The sequence below is a fragment of the Kribbella pratensis genome, from assembly GCF_004366075.1.
GTDB lineage: Bacteria > Actinomycetota > Actinomycetes > Propionibacteriales > Kribbellaceae > Kribbella > Kribbella pratensis.
This window is the reverse complement of the sequence record NZ_SODU01000004.1, coordinates 323,022-338,279: the sequence shown is the minus strand read 5'-3', so window position 1 is coordinate 338,279 and position 15,258 is coordinate 323,022. Positions and strand designations below refer to the sequence as shown.

The window sequence follows — 15,258 nt, the reverse complement described above, 5'->3', positions numbered from 1 at the left end:
ATTCGCCGTTCCGGTGCCGGAAGTTGTCCACAGGGTTGGGGTCAGCTGAAGTCGTTGAGGGCGTTCTGGGCCTGGGTCAGCCATTCGCGGCGGGCGGCGATGGCTTCGCGGGCTTCGGTGGCCTTGCGGGTGTTGCCCTGGGCCTCGAACTTGGCGGCCTGCTTCTCCAGGTCCGAGATCAGGGACTGGAGCTGCTTGACGGTCGCCTCCGCGCGGGCGCGGGCCTCGGGGTTGCTGCGGTTCCAGACCTCGTCCTCGGCCGCCTTCACGGCCTGCTCGACGGCGCGCAGCCGTCCGTCGATGGCGCGCATCGAGTCCCGCGGGACCTTGCCGATCTGGTCCCAGCGGTCCAGGTACTCCCGGAGCTGCTCGCGGGCGGTGCGGGCGTCCTCGACCGGCAGGATGGTCTCGATCTCCGCCAGCAGCGCTTCCTTGGCCTGCAGGTTCTGCACCTGCTCGGCGTTCTCCTCGGCCTGTACGGCGTCCCGCGCGCCGAAGAACAGGTCCTGCGCGGCGCGGAACCGTGCCCACAGCTTGTCGTCCACCTCACGAGGCGCCGGCCCGGCGGCCTTCCACTGCCGCATCAGGTCCCGGAAGCGCCCGGACGTCGGACCCCACTCGGTCGACCCCGCGAGCGACTCCGCCTCGGCCGCGAGCCGCTCCTTCACCACAGCTGCCTCTTCGCGCTTCGAGGACAGCTCGGCGAAGTGCTGCTTGCGATGCCGCGTGTACGTCGTACGCGCGGAGGAGAACCGGTGCCAGAGCTCGTCGTCGCTGGACTTGTCGAGCCGGGGGAGTGCCTTCCACTCGTCGAGCAGTTCGCGCAGGCGGGTCACGCCGTGGCGCCAGTCGGTGCCGGCCGCGATGGTCTCGGCCTCGGTGGCGATCTTGGTCTTGGCGGAGCGCGCCTCCTCGACCTTGGCGGCCCGCTCGGCCTTGCGCCGTTCGCGCTGCTGAGCGACGAGCGGGGTGAGCGCTTCGAGCCGGGCCAGCAGCCCGTCCAGGTCGCCGACCGCCTGTGCGCCCTCGATCGAGGCAGCGACCTTCTTCACGGCAGCGCGGGCGTCGTCCGGAGAAACTGTGCCTGCCTGCACACGCTGTTCCAGTAGCTCCACCTCGAACGCCAGCGCGTCGTACCGGCGGGTGTAGAAGGCGAGCGCCTCCTCGGGGTTCGCGTCCGGCCACTGGCCGACCGCCCGTTCACCGTCCTTCGTCCGTACGAAGACCGTTCCGTCCTCGGCTACCCGGCCCCAGTTCTCTCCGGCCACAACTCGCCCCTTCCGGCGGTATGCACTGCGCTCGTGCCCATTCTGGTCAGTCCCCGGTCCAACCACGCGGACAGGGCCCGCCTGGGCGCGTCGAGCTGCCTTCTCGACGCTCAAGCCTCCGGCGTGCAAAGGCTTATCCCTGAACAATCACAAACTCCCAGCTCAGGCGCAACGGGGTTGCATCACAATCCGGTTCGAAGTACGGCGAACCACCCGGGTAACCTTGGTGGGTCCCGAACCCCGTTCCAGGAAGGTCTGCCGTGCTCATCGCCGGGTTCCCCGCGGGACCGTGGGGTACGAACTGCTACGTCGTCGCCACCGGCCAGGGCGCGGAGTGCATCGTCGTCGACCCCGGGATGGACGCGACACCGGGTGTCGCGGAAGTCGTCCGGGAGAACAAGCTGAAACCCGTCGCGGTGCTGCTCACGCACGGTCACATCGACCACATGTTCTCCGTCCTCCCGGTCTGCGGGACGTACGACGCGACCGCCTGGATCCACCCGGACGACCGGCACCTGCTCGCCGACCCGATGGCCGGGATCAGCCCGGAGACGGCGCGGATGCTGCTCGGCGGCGATCACGCCTTCGCCGAGCCGGACGAGGTGTCGGAACTCAAGGACGGGCAGGCGCTCGAGCTGGCGGGGCTCCGGTTCACGGTCGACCACACCCCGGGTCACACCCGCGGCTCGGTCACCTTCACCACGCCGTACGACGGGCCGGAAGAGGTGCCCGCCGTCTTGTTCTCCGGTGACGTGTTGTTCGCCGGGTCGATCGGCCGGACGGATCTGCCTGGCGGCGACCATCCGGCGATGCTGCATACGCTGGCCACCAAGATCCTGCCGATGCGCGACGAGATCGTCGTCCTGCCGGGTCATGGTGGCCAGACCACGATCGGCCGGGAGAAGGCGACCAACCCCTACTTGCAGGACCTGGAGACACAGAACTCATGAGCAAGGTGACCCCTCTGAGCGGGTTTCCCGAATTCCTACCGTCGGACCGGATCGTCGAGCTGCAGTTCCTCGACGTGATCCGGGAGACGTTCGAGCTGCACGGTTTCGCGTCGATCGAGACCCGCGCGGTCGAGCCGGTCGAGCGGCTGTCCGACCAGGGCGAGGACGCCGACAAGGAGATCTACGGCGTACGCCGGCTCGCGGCCGGCGCCGACGAGGACGCGGCCCTCGGTCTGCACTTCGACCTGACCGTCCCGTTCGCCCGCTACGTGCTGGAGCACAGCGGCAAGCTGGTGTTCCCGTTCCGGCGCTACCAGATCCAGAAGGTGTGGCGCGGTGAGCGCCCGCAGGAGGGCCGGTACCGCGAGTTCACCCAGGCGGACATCGACATCATCGACAGCGGCGACCTGCCGTTCCACTACGAGGTCGAGCTGCCGCTGGTGATCGCGGACGCGTTCCGGAAGCTGCCGATCCCGCCGTTCCGGATCCAGGTGAACACCCGGCAGATCCCGGAGGGCTTCTACCGCGGTCTCGGCATCGAGGACATCACCGGAGCGCTCCGGATCGTCGACAAGCTGGACAAGATCGGCCCGGACAAGGTCACCGACCTGCTGACCGCGGCGGGTCTGTCCGCGGAGACCGCGAAGCAGGTGCTGCGGCTGGCGGAGATCTCGTCGACGGACGCGTCGTTCGCGGATCAGGTACGGGCGCTCGGCGTGCAGCACGAGATCCTCGACGAGGGCCTCGAGCGGCTGTCGCAGATCATGTCGGCGGCGAACGAGCACGCGCCCGGCCTGCTGGTCGCGGACCTGAAGATCGCCCGCGGCCTCGACTACTACACCGGCACGGTCTACGAGACCCAGCTGATCGGTGACGAGGGCTACGGGTCGATCTGCTCCGGCGGACGCTACGACTCGCTGGCCTCCGACGGCAAGACGACGTACCCCGGTGTCGGGATCTCGATCGGTGTGTCGCGGCTGGTGCACCGCTTGATCAGCAAGGGATTGGTGACCGCGTCCCGGCGTACGCCGACTGCTGTACTGATCGCGCTGAACTCGGAGGAGGACCGGGCCGAGGCGATGCGGACGGCGATCCAGTTGCGGGGGCGGGGGATCGCGGTGGAAGTCGCGCCGGCCGCGGCCAAGTTCGGGAAGCAGATCAAGTTCGCCGATCGCCGCGGTATTCCGTTCGTCTGGTTCAGCACCGAGCACGGGCCCGAGGTGAAGGACATCCGCAGTGGTGAGCAGGTGCCCGCGGATGCGGCGACCTGGACCCCGCCGGCTCAAGACCTACGTCCAAGCATCAAGACGCAAGAGGAGAACTCGTGATCCGTACCCATTCCGCAGGCTCGTTGCGTGCCGAGCACGCCGGGCAGACGGTGATTCTGGCGGGCTGGGTGGCGCGGCGACGCGATCACGGCGGCGTGGCGTTCATCGACCTGCGCGACTCGACCGGCACCGTCCAGGTCGTGATCCGCGACGAGGACGCCGCGCACGGCCTGCGTTCGGAGTACTGCCTGAAGATCGTCGGCGAGGTCTCGCCGCGTCCGGAGGGCAATGCGAACCCGAACCTGCCGACCGGCGAGATCGAGGTGATCGCGACCGAGGTCGAGGTCCTGAACGAGGCGGCTCCGCTGCCGTTCCCGGTCGAGGAGCACCACGCGACGCCGGTGAACGAGGAGATCCGGCTCAAGTACCGGTACCTCGACCTGCGCCGCCAGGGCCCGGGTTCGGCGCTGCGTCTGCGCAGCGAGGTGAACAAGGCCGCCCGCGAGGTGCTGGCCAAGCACGACTTCGTCGAGCTCGAGACGCCGACGCTGACCCGGTCCACGCCGGAAGGCGCCCGCGACTTCCTGGTGCCGGCCCGCCTGCAGCCAGGTAGCTGGTACGCGCTGCCGCAGTCGCCGCAGCTGTTCAAGCAGCTGCTGATGGTCGCTGGTATGGAGCGGTACTACCAGATCGCCCGCTGCTACCGCGACGAGGACTTCCGCGCCGACCGGCAGCCGGAGTTCACCCAGCTGGACATCGAGATGAGCTTCGTCGACCAGGACGACATCATCGCGCTGTCCGAGGAGATCCTCACGGCGCTCTGGAAGCTCGTCGGGTACGACGTGCAGACGCCGATCCCGCGGATGACGTACGGCGAGGCGATGGCGCGGTTCGGCTCCGACAAGCCGGATCTGCGGATGGGCCTCGAGCTCGTCGAGTGCACGGAGTACTTCAAGAACACACCGTTCCGCGTGTTCCAGGCGCCGTACGTCGGTGCTGTCGTGATGCCGGGTGGCGCAGACCAGCCGCGCAAGCAGCTCGACGCGTGGCAGGAGTGGGCCAAGCAGCGGGGCGCTCGCGGACTGGCCTACGTGCTGGTCGGTCAGGACGGCGAACTCGCCGGGCCGGTCGCGAAGAACCTGTCCGAGGAGGAGCGCGCGGGCATCGCCGACCACGTCGGCGCCAAGCCGGGTGACTGCATCTTCTTCGCCGCGGGCCCGGTGAAGACGTCGCGGGCGCTGCTCGGCGCGGCCCGGCTGGAGATCGGCCGCCGCGGCGGTCTGATCGACGAGTCGGCGTGGTCGTTCGTGTGGGTCGTGGACGCGCCGCTGTTCGAGCCGGCCGACGACGCGACCGCCGCGGGCGACGTCGCGGTCGGGTCCGGCGCGTGGACCGCCGTACACCATGCCTTCACGTCGCCGAAGCCGGACTCGCTGGCGACGTTCGACACCGATCCGGGGTCGGCGCTGGCGTACGCGTACGACATCGTCTGCAACGGCAACGAGATCGGCGGCGGCTCGATCCGTATCCATCGCGAGGACGTGCAGAAGCGGGTCTTCAAGGTGATGGGGCTGACCGACGAGGAGGCGTCGGAGAAGTTCGGCTTCCTGCTCGACGCGTTCAAGTTCGGCGCGCCGCCGCACGGCGGGATCGCGTTCGGCTGGGACCGGATCACGGCGCTGCTGGCCGGCACCGAGTCGATCCGCGACGTGATCGCGTTCCCGAAGTCCGGCGGCGGGTTCGACCCGCTGACCGCGGCGCCGGCGCCGATCACGCCCGAGCAGCGCAAGGAAGCGGGCGTGGACGCGAAGCCGGAGCCCAAGGACAAGTAGGGGTCGAGCCCTCCTGAGGTTTGGAGGAAAGTGGCGGCGTTGTGAACAGGCTCGGTTAGCTCTTCACAACGCCCGCCGTCTCAAGACAGGGCCTAGGCTCGTTGAGGTGAGCGTCGTACCGGTGGAGCTGTTGCCGCATCTGCGGCGGGCGCGGGACGTTGCCGATCGCAACTATGCCGAGCCGCTCGACCTGACCGCGCTGGCGGCCGCGGCGGGGGTGTCGAAGTACCACTTCCTGCGGTGTTTCGCGGCGGCGTACGGCGAGACTCCGATGCAGTACGTCACGCGCCGGCGGATCGAGCGCGCGACGGATCTGCTGCGGGCGACGAACCTGACCGTGACCGAGGTCTGCGCGATGGTCGGATACAGCAGCCTCGGGTCGTTCTCGCAGCGGTTCACCGAGCTGGTGGGAATGACGCCGACGCGGTACCAGCGGACGCAGACCGGCGCGCGGATCCCGGGGTGTTTCGTGTTCATGCTGGGACTGAACTCCGCAATTCCGGAGAAGCCGGCGGGGGAGTCCGGGGCCTAGCGTCGTACTGAACGCAACGATGAGGAGCTGCCGTGATCACCAACATCAGCCTGATCAGTGTCTTCGTCGACGACATCGACGAAGCGAAGGCCTTCTACACCGAGAAGCTCGGGTTCGTGCTGAAGAACGACGTGAGCCTGCCCGACTTCCGCTGGTGCACTGTGCACCACGCCGACCACCCGGAGCTGGAGCTGCAGCTCGCGCTGCCGGGGCCACCGCTGGACGACGAGGCCGCCGGGGCGATCAAGCGGATGATGGCGAAGGGCACCCTGCACGGCTTCGGCATCGCCACCGACGACTGCCGCAAGACCTTCGCCGAACTCACCGCCAAGGGCGTCGAGTACATCCAGGAACCATCGGACCGCCCGTACGGCGTGGAAGCGGTACTGCGCGACAACTCGGGCAACTGGCTGGTCCTGGTGGAGCAGCGCCCGTACACCGCGGAGGACTTCACCTGAGATGCTGACCGGATGGACATCACAGTCGATCCGGTCGGGCTGACTCCGCCGTACGAGCAGGTCCGCTCGCAGATCGAGGCGTTGATCCGCGCGGGCGAGCTGGCGCGGGGGACCAGGCTGCCGACCGTGCGCCAGCTGTCCCTGGACCTCGGGCTGGCCGTGAACACCGTCGCGCGCGCCTACAAGGAACTGGAAGCCGACCACCTGGTCGAGACGCGCGGCCGCAACGGCACCTTCGTCCTGGCCTCCCGCAGCCAGATCGACGACGCCGCGACTCACACCGCTGCCGTGAAGCTCGCCCGAGCTGCTCGTGAGGCCGGTTTGTCATTCGCCGAAGCCGCGGAGATCCTTCAGCGCGCTTGGTAGGTGATGTGAAGGCCGCCGGCCGGGTTGGGCTCGATGGTCAGCTGGGCCCCGTGGGCACGCGCGACGGCGGTGATGATGGCGAGGCCGAGGCCGTGCCCTTGAGACTGTGCACGCTGGAACGGTTCGGTCAGCCGGCTGATCTCGTCGCGTGGGATCTTGCGGCCGGTGTTGGTGACAGTCAGACGGCTGTCCGCGGTGGCGATGTCGACGGTGCCGCCGGGGACGTTGTGGCGGATGGCGTTGGCGATCAGGTTCGTGACCAGGCTGGCCGTCAGCGGTACGTCGCCCGTGATCGAGGCCGGGGTCAACGAGGTGCGGAGCCGGATGGCGCGGGCCTCAGCTTCTGCCTGGTGGTCCAGAACGATCTGCGACGTGAGGTGGGCGAGGTCGAAGCGTTCTCGCCGGGCGATTCCGTCGTAGCCGGTCGCCAAGGTGAGGAGCGCGTCGATCAACTGCTCTTGCTGCCGGCCGAGATCCAGCAGTTCTTCACACGCCGATCGGAGTGTGTCGGCGGACGCATCAGGGTCGGCCAGCGTGAGTTGCAGGAGCGTCCGCTGCACGGTGAGCGGCGTACGCAGCTCGTGCGACGCGTTGGCGACGAACTGCCGTTGCGCGGTGAACGACTCGTGCAGCCGCCGCAGCAAGCCGTCCAACGTGCCGGCCAGCTCGGTGAACTCGCTGTATCCGGGCGGTATGCGGAGCCGGGTCTCCAGGTCCTGAGCGGACATGCTTCGCGCCGCGCGGGTGATCGTGTCGAGCGGACGCAGCGCCCGGCCGGCGATGAACCAGCCGAGGGCGATCGAGGCTGCTGCGAGTAGTACGAGGGCGACGGCGGCATAGCGCAGTACGGCGGTGAGGTTGTCCGTGGACCCGCTGGTCGTGTGGCTGCCGTTGAACATCCCCAGCGCCACGACTCCCAGCACCACCATGCTGCCTCCGAAGGCGAGCGCGGTGTGGAGCAGGGCGAGCCGGGTGCGGAGTCGGGGAAGGGCCGTCATGGGGAGTCGATCCGGTAGCCGCCCTCGCGGACGGTGTGGATGGCCGGCGGGTCGCCGAGTTTGCCGCGCAGTCGCCCGATCGTGGTCTTCACCGTTGTCGTGAACGGATCGGCTGCCTCGTCCCAGACACGTTCGAGCAGCTCTTCGGCCGGTACGGCGCGACCGCCGGCGGAGAGCAGATGTTCGAGGACCGCGAACTCCTTCGGGCTGAGCTCCAGTCGCCGTCCGGCCCGGAACGCGACCCGGCGGTTCGGGTCCAGGCTCAGATCGCCGTTGTCCAGAACCGGCGGCAGCGCCGGCGCGGCTCGCCGTCCCAGGGCCCGTACGCGGGCGACCAGCTCCGCGAGGTCGAACGGCTTCGGCAGGTAGTCGTCGGCACCCAGGCCGAGCCCCTCGACCCGATCGCGCACCGTCCCGGCAGCGGTCAGCATCAGCACCCGCTCGCCCGCTCCGCCGGACACGATCCGCCGGCAGACCTCGTCGCCGTGCACCTCGGGCAGATCGCGATCCAGGACGACGACGTCGTACCGCGTGACGGCCATCCGCTCCAGCGCGTCCCGGCCGTCGAGGGCCGTGTCGACAGCCATCGCCTCGCGGCGCAGGCCGGTGGCGATCAGCCGGTTCAGCGTCTGGTGATCCTCAACCACCAGCACTCTCATCTGCCCAGCTCCTCTCGACGTACGGCGGTTCACGATGCCAGGCGGCTGGTGACAACCAGGTGACAGGCGAGCGCACCGAGGCGTCACGGCGGCCCGCGTACAAACCATGCCATGACATCGATCGAGGTCGCGGAGTTGCGAAAGCGGTACGGCGGGACGACCGCGCTGGACGGGATGACGTTCACGGCACGGCCCGGGCGGGTGACCGGGTTCGTCGGACCCAATGGCGCTGGGAAGTCCACGACCATGCGGATCATCCTGGGGTTGCAGACTGCTGATGCGGGACACGCACTGGTCTGTGGCCAGCCGTACCGGTCGTTGAGGTGCCCCCTGCGTTCGCTGGGCTCGTTGCTGGACGCATCGGCTCTGCACCCGGCGCGGAGCGGCCGTAACCACCTCTTGTGGCTTGCACAGACACAGGGTCTTGGCACGCGTCGCGTGGACGAGGTGATCGAGCAGGTCGGGCTGGCGTCCGTGAGTCGCCGTACGGCCGGCGGCTACTCGCTGGGCATGCGGCAACGGCTCGGTATCGCGGCTGCGCTGCTGGGTGATCCGCCGACGATCATGCTGGACGAGCCGTTCAACGGCATGGACCCCGAAGGCATCGTGTGGCTGCGCGGCTTCCTGCGCTCTCTGGCCGAGCAGGGGCGGGCCGTACTGGTGTCCAGCCACCTCATGAGCGAGCTACAGGACATGGCCGAGCACGTGGTTGTTGTAGGTCGCGGGCGGGTGATCGCTGACAGCAATGTCGCCGAGCTGATCGCGGCGGTCTCGGGTGATCGGGTGCGGATGCGGACCAGTGCACCAGAGGCGGTCGCCGCAGCACTCACAGCTGCAGGCGGCCAGGTGGTGGAGGCCGACGGACTCGTCGTACGGCGTCTTGCGGCCGAGCAGATCGTGGCGGTGCTCACGGCCAACGGCCTGCCCTTCTCCGAGCTCGCGCCGCACCGGGCGACGCTGGAAGAGGCGTACCTGGACCTGACCGGCGACGCCGTCGAGTACCGGGGAGCGCCGGCGTGAACCTGTTGCGGGCGGAGTTCACCAAGTTCCGGTCCGTGCCTGGCTGGGTGCGAGGCGTTGTCATGGCGGCTCTGTTGATCCTGCTGTTCCCTGTGACCGGTCTTGGCGGCGGGCCGGGTGACGAGCCGTCTCCCGTGACAGGGCCTGATGGCCAGCCGGTCAACAACTCCTACTCCTTCGTGCACCGGCCGTTGACCGGAGACGGTCAGATCACCGTTGCCGTCAGCAAGCTGTCCTCCGAGCAGGACGGGCCGTGGGCGAAGGCCGGGCTGATGGTCAGGGCGGGGTCGCGGTACGCGGCGATCATGGTCACCGGCGGGCACGGCGTACGGATGCAGCACGACTACCTGTACGACAAGGCCGGTCCGGCGGTGCGTTGGTTGCGGCTGACGCGTTCCGGAGGCACGGTGACCGGTGAGGCGTCGGCGGATGGCTCTCGGTGGACAGTGGTCGACAAGGTGCAGTTGAGCGGCCCTGCGCAGGCAGGGCTGTTCGTTGCCTGCCCGTCTCGGATCAGGGGTATCGCTATCGCCGATGACACTGCGACCGCGGTGTTCAGCCGCCCGGAGCTGGCTGGCGCTTGGCCGGTCGCCGACTGGGCTGGGAGCGTTGTCTCTTCAGATGCAGGCTTCACAATGACGGGTCGCGGTGATCTCGGCCCTGCGACCCGTAGCGACGTACCGGTGGGAGTTGCCGTCGGCGACCTGCTCTTCGGTACTTTCCCGGCCCTGATCGTGATCGTTGTCGTGGGCACCCTGATGGTCACGACGGAGTATCGGTACGGAGTGATCAGGCTGAGCTTGAGCGCCGGCACCGGCCGAGTCCGCGTGCTGCTCGCGAAGGCCGCGGTGCTCGCCGGTGCGACGTTCGCAGCGGCTCTCTTGGCCAGTGCGCTCGCAGTACCGCTGTGGTTGCGGGTGGTTCGCGGCCTCGGTGCTTACGTGTTTCCAGCCGGTCCGCTGGCACTGCTTCGGGCTGAGGTCGGCACGGCGGCAGTACTAGCCATCACGGCTGTTCTGGCATTGAGTGTTGGCCTCATTCTGCGGCGCAGTGCGACAGCCGTCACCACCGTGGTCGTTGTGACCGTGCTGCCGTACCTCCTGGCGCTTACGCCGTTCCTGCCGCCGTCGGTGGCGCAGTGGATGACACGGGTCACTCCGGCCGCTGCATTCGCCGTACAGCAGACGTTGACTCGCTACCCCCAGGTCGACAGCGTCTACACGCCCGCAAATGGCTATTACCCGTTGGCGCCGTGGGCTGGTTTGGCTGTGCTGTGTGGGTACACCGCTGTTGCTCTGGCGGTTGCCGCAGTACTACTTCGCCGGAGAGATGTGTGAGAGCCGAGTGGACCAAGTTGCGTACGACGCCTGGCGCGGCGTGGCTGCTTCTGGTCACTGTGATCGTCACTGTTGCCCTGAGTGCTGCTGTCTGCGCGGCTGCCACTACCTGTGGCACCAAGGTCCTGCTCAGCGGCGTGTACGCCGGGCAGGCACCTGTGGCAGTACTGGGCGTGCTTGTGGTCAGTGGCGAGTACAGCACCGGCCTCATCCATACGACGCTTGCTGCAGTGCCCAGCCGGGCGACCGTGATGGCAGCAAAGGCACTGGTAGTCGCGGTTGTGGTTGCGGTGTTCGGGACTGCGATGTCTCTGGTCGGGCTTGCCGAAGGCCTCGAACTACCCGCCGCGGCCCGAGCGGTCACGTACCTGGTCCTCATCGCGGTCCTCAGCGTCGGAGTGGCCGCCGTCGTACACGACTCGGCGGTCGCGATCGGTAGCGTGCTCGGCCTGCTCTACCTTCCGCCGATCCTCGCACCACTGGTCGCAAACCCTCGCGTGGTCGAAGAGCTTGCTCCGATGACCGCAGGTCTTCCCGTACTCACCGCGTGGTCTATTGGTGCGCTTCTGGTCGGAACGCTCCGACTGAGATGACGTTGCCGCCGTCCTGTGAGACGACCCGCAGGCCAGCGCGCTCCAGTTCAGCGCGGAGCGCTTCCGGACGCAGGTGACGTCGGTGGGGGAGGTACCACGTGTTGTCGAGTTGTACGGCGTCGTCCGCTGGGCCGGTGGTTCTTTCGTAGCAGATGCCGGTGAGGGCGTCGTACCGGAAGTCGCCCTCGTAGACGCGGTCCGGGTCGTACATGGCCGTGGAGAGGATGTAGTGGCCGTTGGGCTTCAGGCGGTCCCGTACGGCGGCGAGGACGTTGGCACGGTCGGGGTCCGTGACGATCGACTGGAGGCAGTAGCTGTCGAGAATCACGTCGTACTGCTTGCTCCCGGCCGGCATCGCGCACATGTCCTGCACGCTGAAGTTGACGGTCACCCCTCGCCGCCGCGCGAACCGGCGGGCGAGGGCAATCGCCTCCGGGATCAGGTCGATCGCGTCGACGCGGAAACCACGCGCCGCAAGAAAGCACGCGGCCGGCCCGGTGCCACATCCGTACTCCAGCACCTCACCCGAAGCGGGCAGCCGATCGAGAACGCTTTCGAGGAACGCCCGGTTAGGAAAGTCGTCGAACGTCCAACTCTCACCGAAGAGCTCGTTCCACTGCGTCATACCGTCCCGCCCGAGCCGCCGGTAGGCCGCCTGATGCTCCGCGTAGTAGTACCGCACGCGCTTACTATGTCTCGCCCTGCTCCCGCCAGCCACGTAATTTGGGGCTGTGACAACAGGCCTGACGTACGCGGCCGTCGGGGCGACGTGCGTTGCTGACCCCGTCTGGACCGTCGTTCCGCGTGGCTATCGATGCGTCGAGCGGACGACCCGCATCGGACAGGGGCTGGAGTGTTGGGACGTTGCGACGGCTGCCATGGGGCAGTGGACCATCAAGACCCGCAGCGGTTTTTCCGTCCAACCCGCTGTCGATGTTCGGGAAGAACAGGACTACACGCTGCTCGCAGCGCTCGGTCCGTACACCCTGAGAGAGCCGGTTCGGGTTGTCGCCGTGGTCGCTCGGCCTGACCGCCATGGCTTTGCTTACGGCACGCGCCAAGGCCACCCCGTCTCGGGTGAGGAAGCGTTCGTCGTGCACCGCTCACCCGATGGGGCGGTGTGGCTGACGATACGGTCCATGACACGGCCCGGCCGAGGTTTGTGGCGGTTGGCCTTTCCGGCGGTTCTCGTTGCCCAACGCTGGTATCGCCGCCGCTATCAGAGGGCCATGGTGCGCTGACTGCCCGCGGCTCCGGGAAGATGTGCGTATGAACGAGGACGAGGACCACCGGATCGAGCAGGCGGCCCGCGAGGCAGCCGAGGCGCAAGCCGAGCAGATCCAGGTGGACGTGGAGGACGCGAAAGCGGATCCCGCAGTACAGGAGGAGTGGATTCGGCAGTCGAATCTGATCTACGGCGGGCTGGCTGCTGCCGGGCTGGTGGTGGTGCAGCCGTTCCTGACTGTCTCGCCGCTCGACCTGACGGCGAAGATCTGCGTGATCGCGTTCGCCGTCTCGATCCCGTTGCTCGCCGCGCTCCTGCTCCTGAACCGCCAAGAGGCGTTCCGTCACCGTGTGACCAGTTCGCGGCTGGTCGGCGTAGCGAAGGCGATCGCCCAAGCCTCCGCCTTCGTCGGCCTCACAGCAGCCTTCTGGCACATCACCATGACCGCCGGCATCGTCTTCCTCCTCGTCGCCTTCTTCGCCGTAACCGTCCACTCCTCCGGCTACGTCCACCTCGAGTACGACGGCACCTTCCGCTCGCGCTTCCCCCGCCGCAGAGCCTGACGCTGCATCAGCCAACCCTGCATCGGCCAATCCTGTATCACCGGCACCGCTCCGGGCTCCGCCTTGGTAGTGGGGTGTTCGTTGGGGGCGCCGGGGCGTAAGGGGGAGCAATGGCTGACAGCATGACTGTGCTGCGTAAGGCAGGGCCACCTGGAACGAAGAGGAACATCGCGGTGCTCGGTGACGGGTTCACCGCGGTGGATCAGGTCGCGTACAACAGCTGGGTCCAGACGACGCTGATCGACGGCGTCTTCGGGCACGACTACTTCAGTGAGGACGCGTCGGCGTACAACATCTACCGGGTGAATCTGGACTCCGTCGACTCGGGAGTCAGCGTCCGGACGTACGACGAGCACGGGACGCCGACCGACTCGTCGGACGACACCGTCTCGTCGGAGACGATCCACGACACGGCGCTCGGCATGATCTTCAGCGGCTCCTGGGCGCACTGCTGGCTCGAGTACGGGCCGGACACCGAGGCCCGGATCCAGGCCGCGCTGAACAAGTGGGTGCCGGACTGGAACGAGCTGCTCGTCGTACTCAACAACCCGAACTACGGCGGCTGCGGGGGCGGCGGCCGGGCGCACGTGCCGATGGGCGTGAACTGGACCGTCATCGCGCACGAGTTCGGCCACGGCATCGGCGGCTTCGCCGACGAGTACTCGGCCGGCGGCGCGTACACCGGTGGCGAGCAGGGCTGGATCAACCTCACCACGATCACCGACCGCGCCACCACGAAGTGGGCACACCTGATCGCACCGGCCACGCCGCTGCCGACCGGCATCGGCTCGGCCGCCGACTACAACAACGGCCCGCGACCGGCCGACTGGAACAGCAACACCGACATCGGCCTGTTCGAGGGCGGCGGTACGGCGAACACCGGCCTGTACCGCCCTGTCGAGAACTGCCGGATGAAGGGCAACACACCGCCGTACTGCCCGGTCTGCTACACGTCGATCAAGACCGCCCGCGACCACGAGACCGAGCACACCTTCCGCAACGCCTACGCCGGGCGCTTCTACGGCACCGGCCGCAGCGATCTGCTGCTGCACCACGGCACGTCGATCCAGCTGTTCCGGGCCGATGGTACGGCGCTCGAGCACAGCTTCAGCGCCGTCGAACGGGTCCCGGGGTCGTGGCAGTTCATGCCGAACGACCAGGTGTACGTCGGCGACTTCGACGGCGACGGCACCGACGAGGTGGCGATCTTCAACGGTACCGACTGGGTGATGCCGTACCTCGGCCTGCTGAAGTCGGACGGCGCCGGTGGTCTCCGGCTGGTCGCGCGGTACGACGGCGACATCCCCGGCTGGGGTGGCTTCGCGGCCCACGACCGCTTCCTGGTCGCCGACCTGAACGGCGACGGCAGCGACGACCTGGTCGTCGTGAACACCGACGACTGGTCGATGCCGTACGTCGGCCTGCTGCGCTCGACCGGCACCGGCTTCTGGGTCAGCCAGCGCTACGACGGCGACATCCCGGGCTGGGGCGGACTGGCCCGGCACGACGAGTTCTTCGTCGGCGACCTGACCGGCAACGGCACCGACGACCTTGTCGTCTTCAACGGCGACGACTGGTCGATGGCGTACGCCGGCCTGTTCCGCGCGAACGCCGGCGGGTACACGATGATGCAGCGCTACGACGGCGACATCCCGGGCTGGGGCGGGCTCGCGCAGCACGACCGGCTGATCCTCGGCGACTTCGACGGCGACGGCAAGTGCGACGTGTTCGTGTTCAACGGCGAGGACTGGTCGATGCCGTACCTCGGCATGTTCCGGTCGACCGGGTCCGGGCTCGCGTACGTCCACCGGTACGACGGCGACGTACCGGGCTGGGACGGCCTGGCGCGGCACGACGAGTTCTTCGCGGCCGACATCGACGGCTCCGGCCGCTGCGACCTGTGGGCGTGGAACGCCCAGGACTGGTCGACCGAGTATCTCGGGAGGATGCTCAGCTCGGGGATCGAACTGAAGGCCGACTACGTGGGCGACTGGGTCGGCGAGTGGAACCTTGGCTCGGTCGACCGGTTCGAGCCGGCCCGGATGACCGGACGCAGCGGCCGGCCGCAGCTGTACGTGCACAACACCGACTGGTTCGGCGTCATCAACGGGCGGCGGGGCATCACGCTCGACCGCATCTACTACCGCTGGATCCACAACTACCGCCACGGCCGGAACTGGTAAGGGAGC

16 protein-coding genes are annotated in these 15,258 nt (G+C 68.2%); 12 read left to right on the top strand and 4 right to left on the bottom strand.

What is annotated here, in order from left to right; all coding sequences use genetic code 11:
• Window positions 1-41 precede the first annotated feature (41 nt).
• Window positions 42-1,268 carry a DUF349 domain-containing protein gene (locus tag EV137_RS34065; RefSeq protein WP_134132211.1) on the bottom strand — a complete coding sequence of 409 codons (1,227 nt, stop codon included), beginning with the start codon at window positions 1,266-1,268 and terminating at the stop codon, window positions 42-44.
• Between the two features lie 260 nt (window positions 1,269-1,528).
• Here EV137_RS34065 and EV137_RS34060 point away from each other — a divergent pair, with 260 nt between their 5' ends.
• The 6 genes from EV137_RS34060 (at window position 1,529) to EV137_RS34035 (ending at window position 6,674) form a co-directional block, all read left to right on the top strand.
• Entirely contained in the window at window positions 1,529-2,218 is a 690-nt protein-coding gene (locus EV137_RS34060; protein WP_134132210.1) for an MBL fold metallo-hydrolase, read from the top strand.
• A complete protein-coding gene (hisS, locus tag EV137_RS34055; RefSeq protein ID WP_134132208.1) occupies window positions 2,215-3,546 on the top strand; it encodes a histidine--tRNA ligase in 1,332 nt (443 codons plus the stop codon). Before EV137_RS34060 ends, hisS begins: the two co-directional genes overlap by 4 nt.
• Window positions 3,543-5,318, top strand: a complete 1,776-nt coding sequence (gene aspS, locus EV137_RS34050; RefSeq protein ID WP_134005693.1) for an aspartate--tRNA ligase — start codon at window positions 3,543-3,545, stop codon at window positions 5,316-5,318. The genes hisS and aspS overlap by 4 nt, the downstream gene beginning before the upstream one ends.
• 106 nt (window positions 5,319-5,424) lie before the next feature.
• Window positions 5,425-5,850, top strand: coding sequence for a helix-turn-helix transcriptional regulator (locus EV137_RS34045; protein ID WP_134132207.1), 426 nt, complete (start codon window positions 5,425-5,427; stop codon window positions 5,848-5,850).
• Between the two features lie 32 nt (window positions 5,851-5,882).
• Window positions 5,883-6,308: a VOC family protein gene (locus EV137_RS34040; RefSeq protein WP_134132205.1), complete on the top strand. Its 426-nt coding sequence runs from the start codon at window positions 5,883-5,885 to the stop codon at window positions 6,306-6,308.
• Window positions 6,309-6,320: 12 nt separating this feature from the next.
• The gene (locus EV137_RS34035; RefSeq protein WP_134132204.1) at window positions 6,321-6,674 is read left to right on the top strand and encodes a GntR family transcriptional regulator; all 354 of its coding nucleotides are present in this window, start codon (window positions 6,321-6,323) and stop codon (window positions 6,672-6,674) included.
• Here EV137_RS34035 and EV137_RS34030 read toward each other — a convergent pair.
• Both EV137_RS34030 and EV137_RS34025 read right to left on the bottom strand, forming a co-directional pair.
• A complete protein-coding gene (locus EV137_RS34030) occupies window positions 6,659-7,672 on the bottom strand; it encodes a sensor histidine kinase (RefSeq protein ID WP_134132203.1) in 1,014 nt (337 codons plus the stop codon). The two genes, EV137_RS34035 and EV137_RS34030, sit on opposite strands and share 16 nt — an antisense overlap.
• Complete coding sequence (locus EV137_RS34025) at window positions 7,669-8,331, bottom strand: response regulator transcription factor (RefSeq protein WP_134132201.1); 663 nt, start codon at window positions 8,329-8,331, stop codon at window positions 7,669-7,671. The genes EV137_RS34030 and EV137_RS34025 overlap by 4 nt, the downstream gene beginning before the upstream one ends.
• 111 nt (window positions 8,332-8,442) lie before the next feature.
• Here EV137_RS34025 and EV137_RS34020 point away from each other — a divergent pair, with 111 nt between their 5' ends.
• The 3 genes from EV137_RS34020 to EV137_RS34010 all read left to right on the top strand — a co-directional run bounded on the left by EV137_RS34020 (window position 8,443) and on the right by EV137_RS34010 (window position 11,281).
• Window positions 8,443-9,351 carry an ATP-binding cassette domain-containing protein gene (locus EV137_RS34020; RefSeq protein WP_134132200.1) on the top strand — a complete coding sequence of 303 codons (909 nt, stop codon included), beginning with the start codon at window positions 8,443-8,445 and terminating at the stop codon, window positions 9,349-9,351.
• Window positions 9,352-9,413: 62 nt separating this feature from the next.
• Window positions 9,414-10,688, top strand: a complete 1,275-nt coding sequence (locus tag EV137_RS34015; protein ID WP_134132199.1) for a DUF1349 domain-containing protein — start codon at window positions 9,414-9,416, stop codon at window positions 10,686-10,688.
• Window positions 10,685-11,281: an ABC transporter permease gene (locus EV137_RS34010; RefSeq protein ID WP_134132197.1), complete on the top strand. Its 597-nt coding sequence runs from the start codon at window positions 10,685-10,687 to the stop codon at window positions 11,279-11,281. The genes EV137_RS34015 and EV137_RS34010 overlap by 4 nt, the downstream gene beginning before the upstream one ends.
• On the opposite strand, the gene EV137_RS34005 is transcribed toward EV137_RS34010, so the two are convergent.
• Complete coding sequence (locus EV137_RS34005; protein ID WP_134132196.1) at window positions 11,241-11,963, bottom strand: class I SAM-dependent methyltransferase; 723 nt, start codon at window positions 11,961-11,963, stop codon at window positions 11,241-11,243. The genes EV137_RS34010 and EV137_RS34005 overlap by 41 nt on opposite strands.
• A 49-nt stretch (window positions 11,964-12,012) precedes the next feature.
• Between EV137_RS34005 and EV137_RS34000 the strand changes: the two genes are divergently transcribed.
• From EV137_RS34000 to EV137_RS33990, 3 genes are all read left to right on the top strand, one after another.
• Window positions 12,013-12,522, top strand: coding sequence for a DUF1990 domain-containing protein (locus EV137_RS34000; RefSeq protein ID WP_202871270.1), 510 nt, complete (start codon window positions 12,013-12,015; stop codon window positions 12,520-12,522).
• 28 nt (window positions 12,523-12,550) lie between these two features.
• The gene (locus EV137_RS33995; RefSeq protein ID WP_134132195.1) at window positions 12,551-13,069 is read left to right on the top strand and encodes a hypothetical protein; all 519 of its coding nucleotides are present in this window, start codon (window positions 12,551-12,553) and stop codon (window positions 13,067-13,069) included.
• A gap of 110 nt (window positions 13,070-13,179) precedes the next feature.
• Complete coding sequence (locus EV137_RS33990) at window positions 13,180-15,252, top strand: M64 family metallopeptidase (protein ID WP_134132193.1); 2,073 nt, start codon at window positions 13,180-13,182, stop codon at window positions 15,250-15,252.
• Window positions 15,253-15,258: the final 6 nt, after the last annotated feature.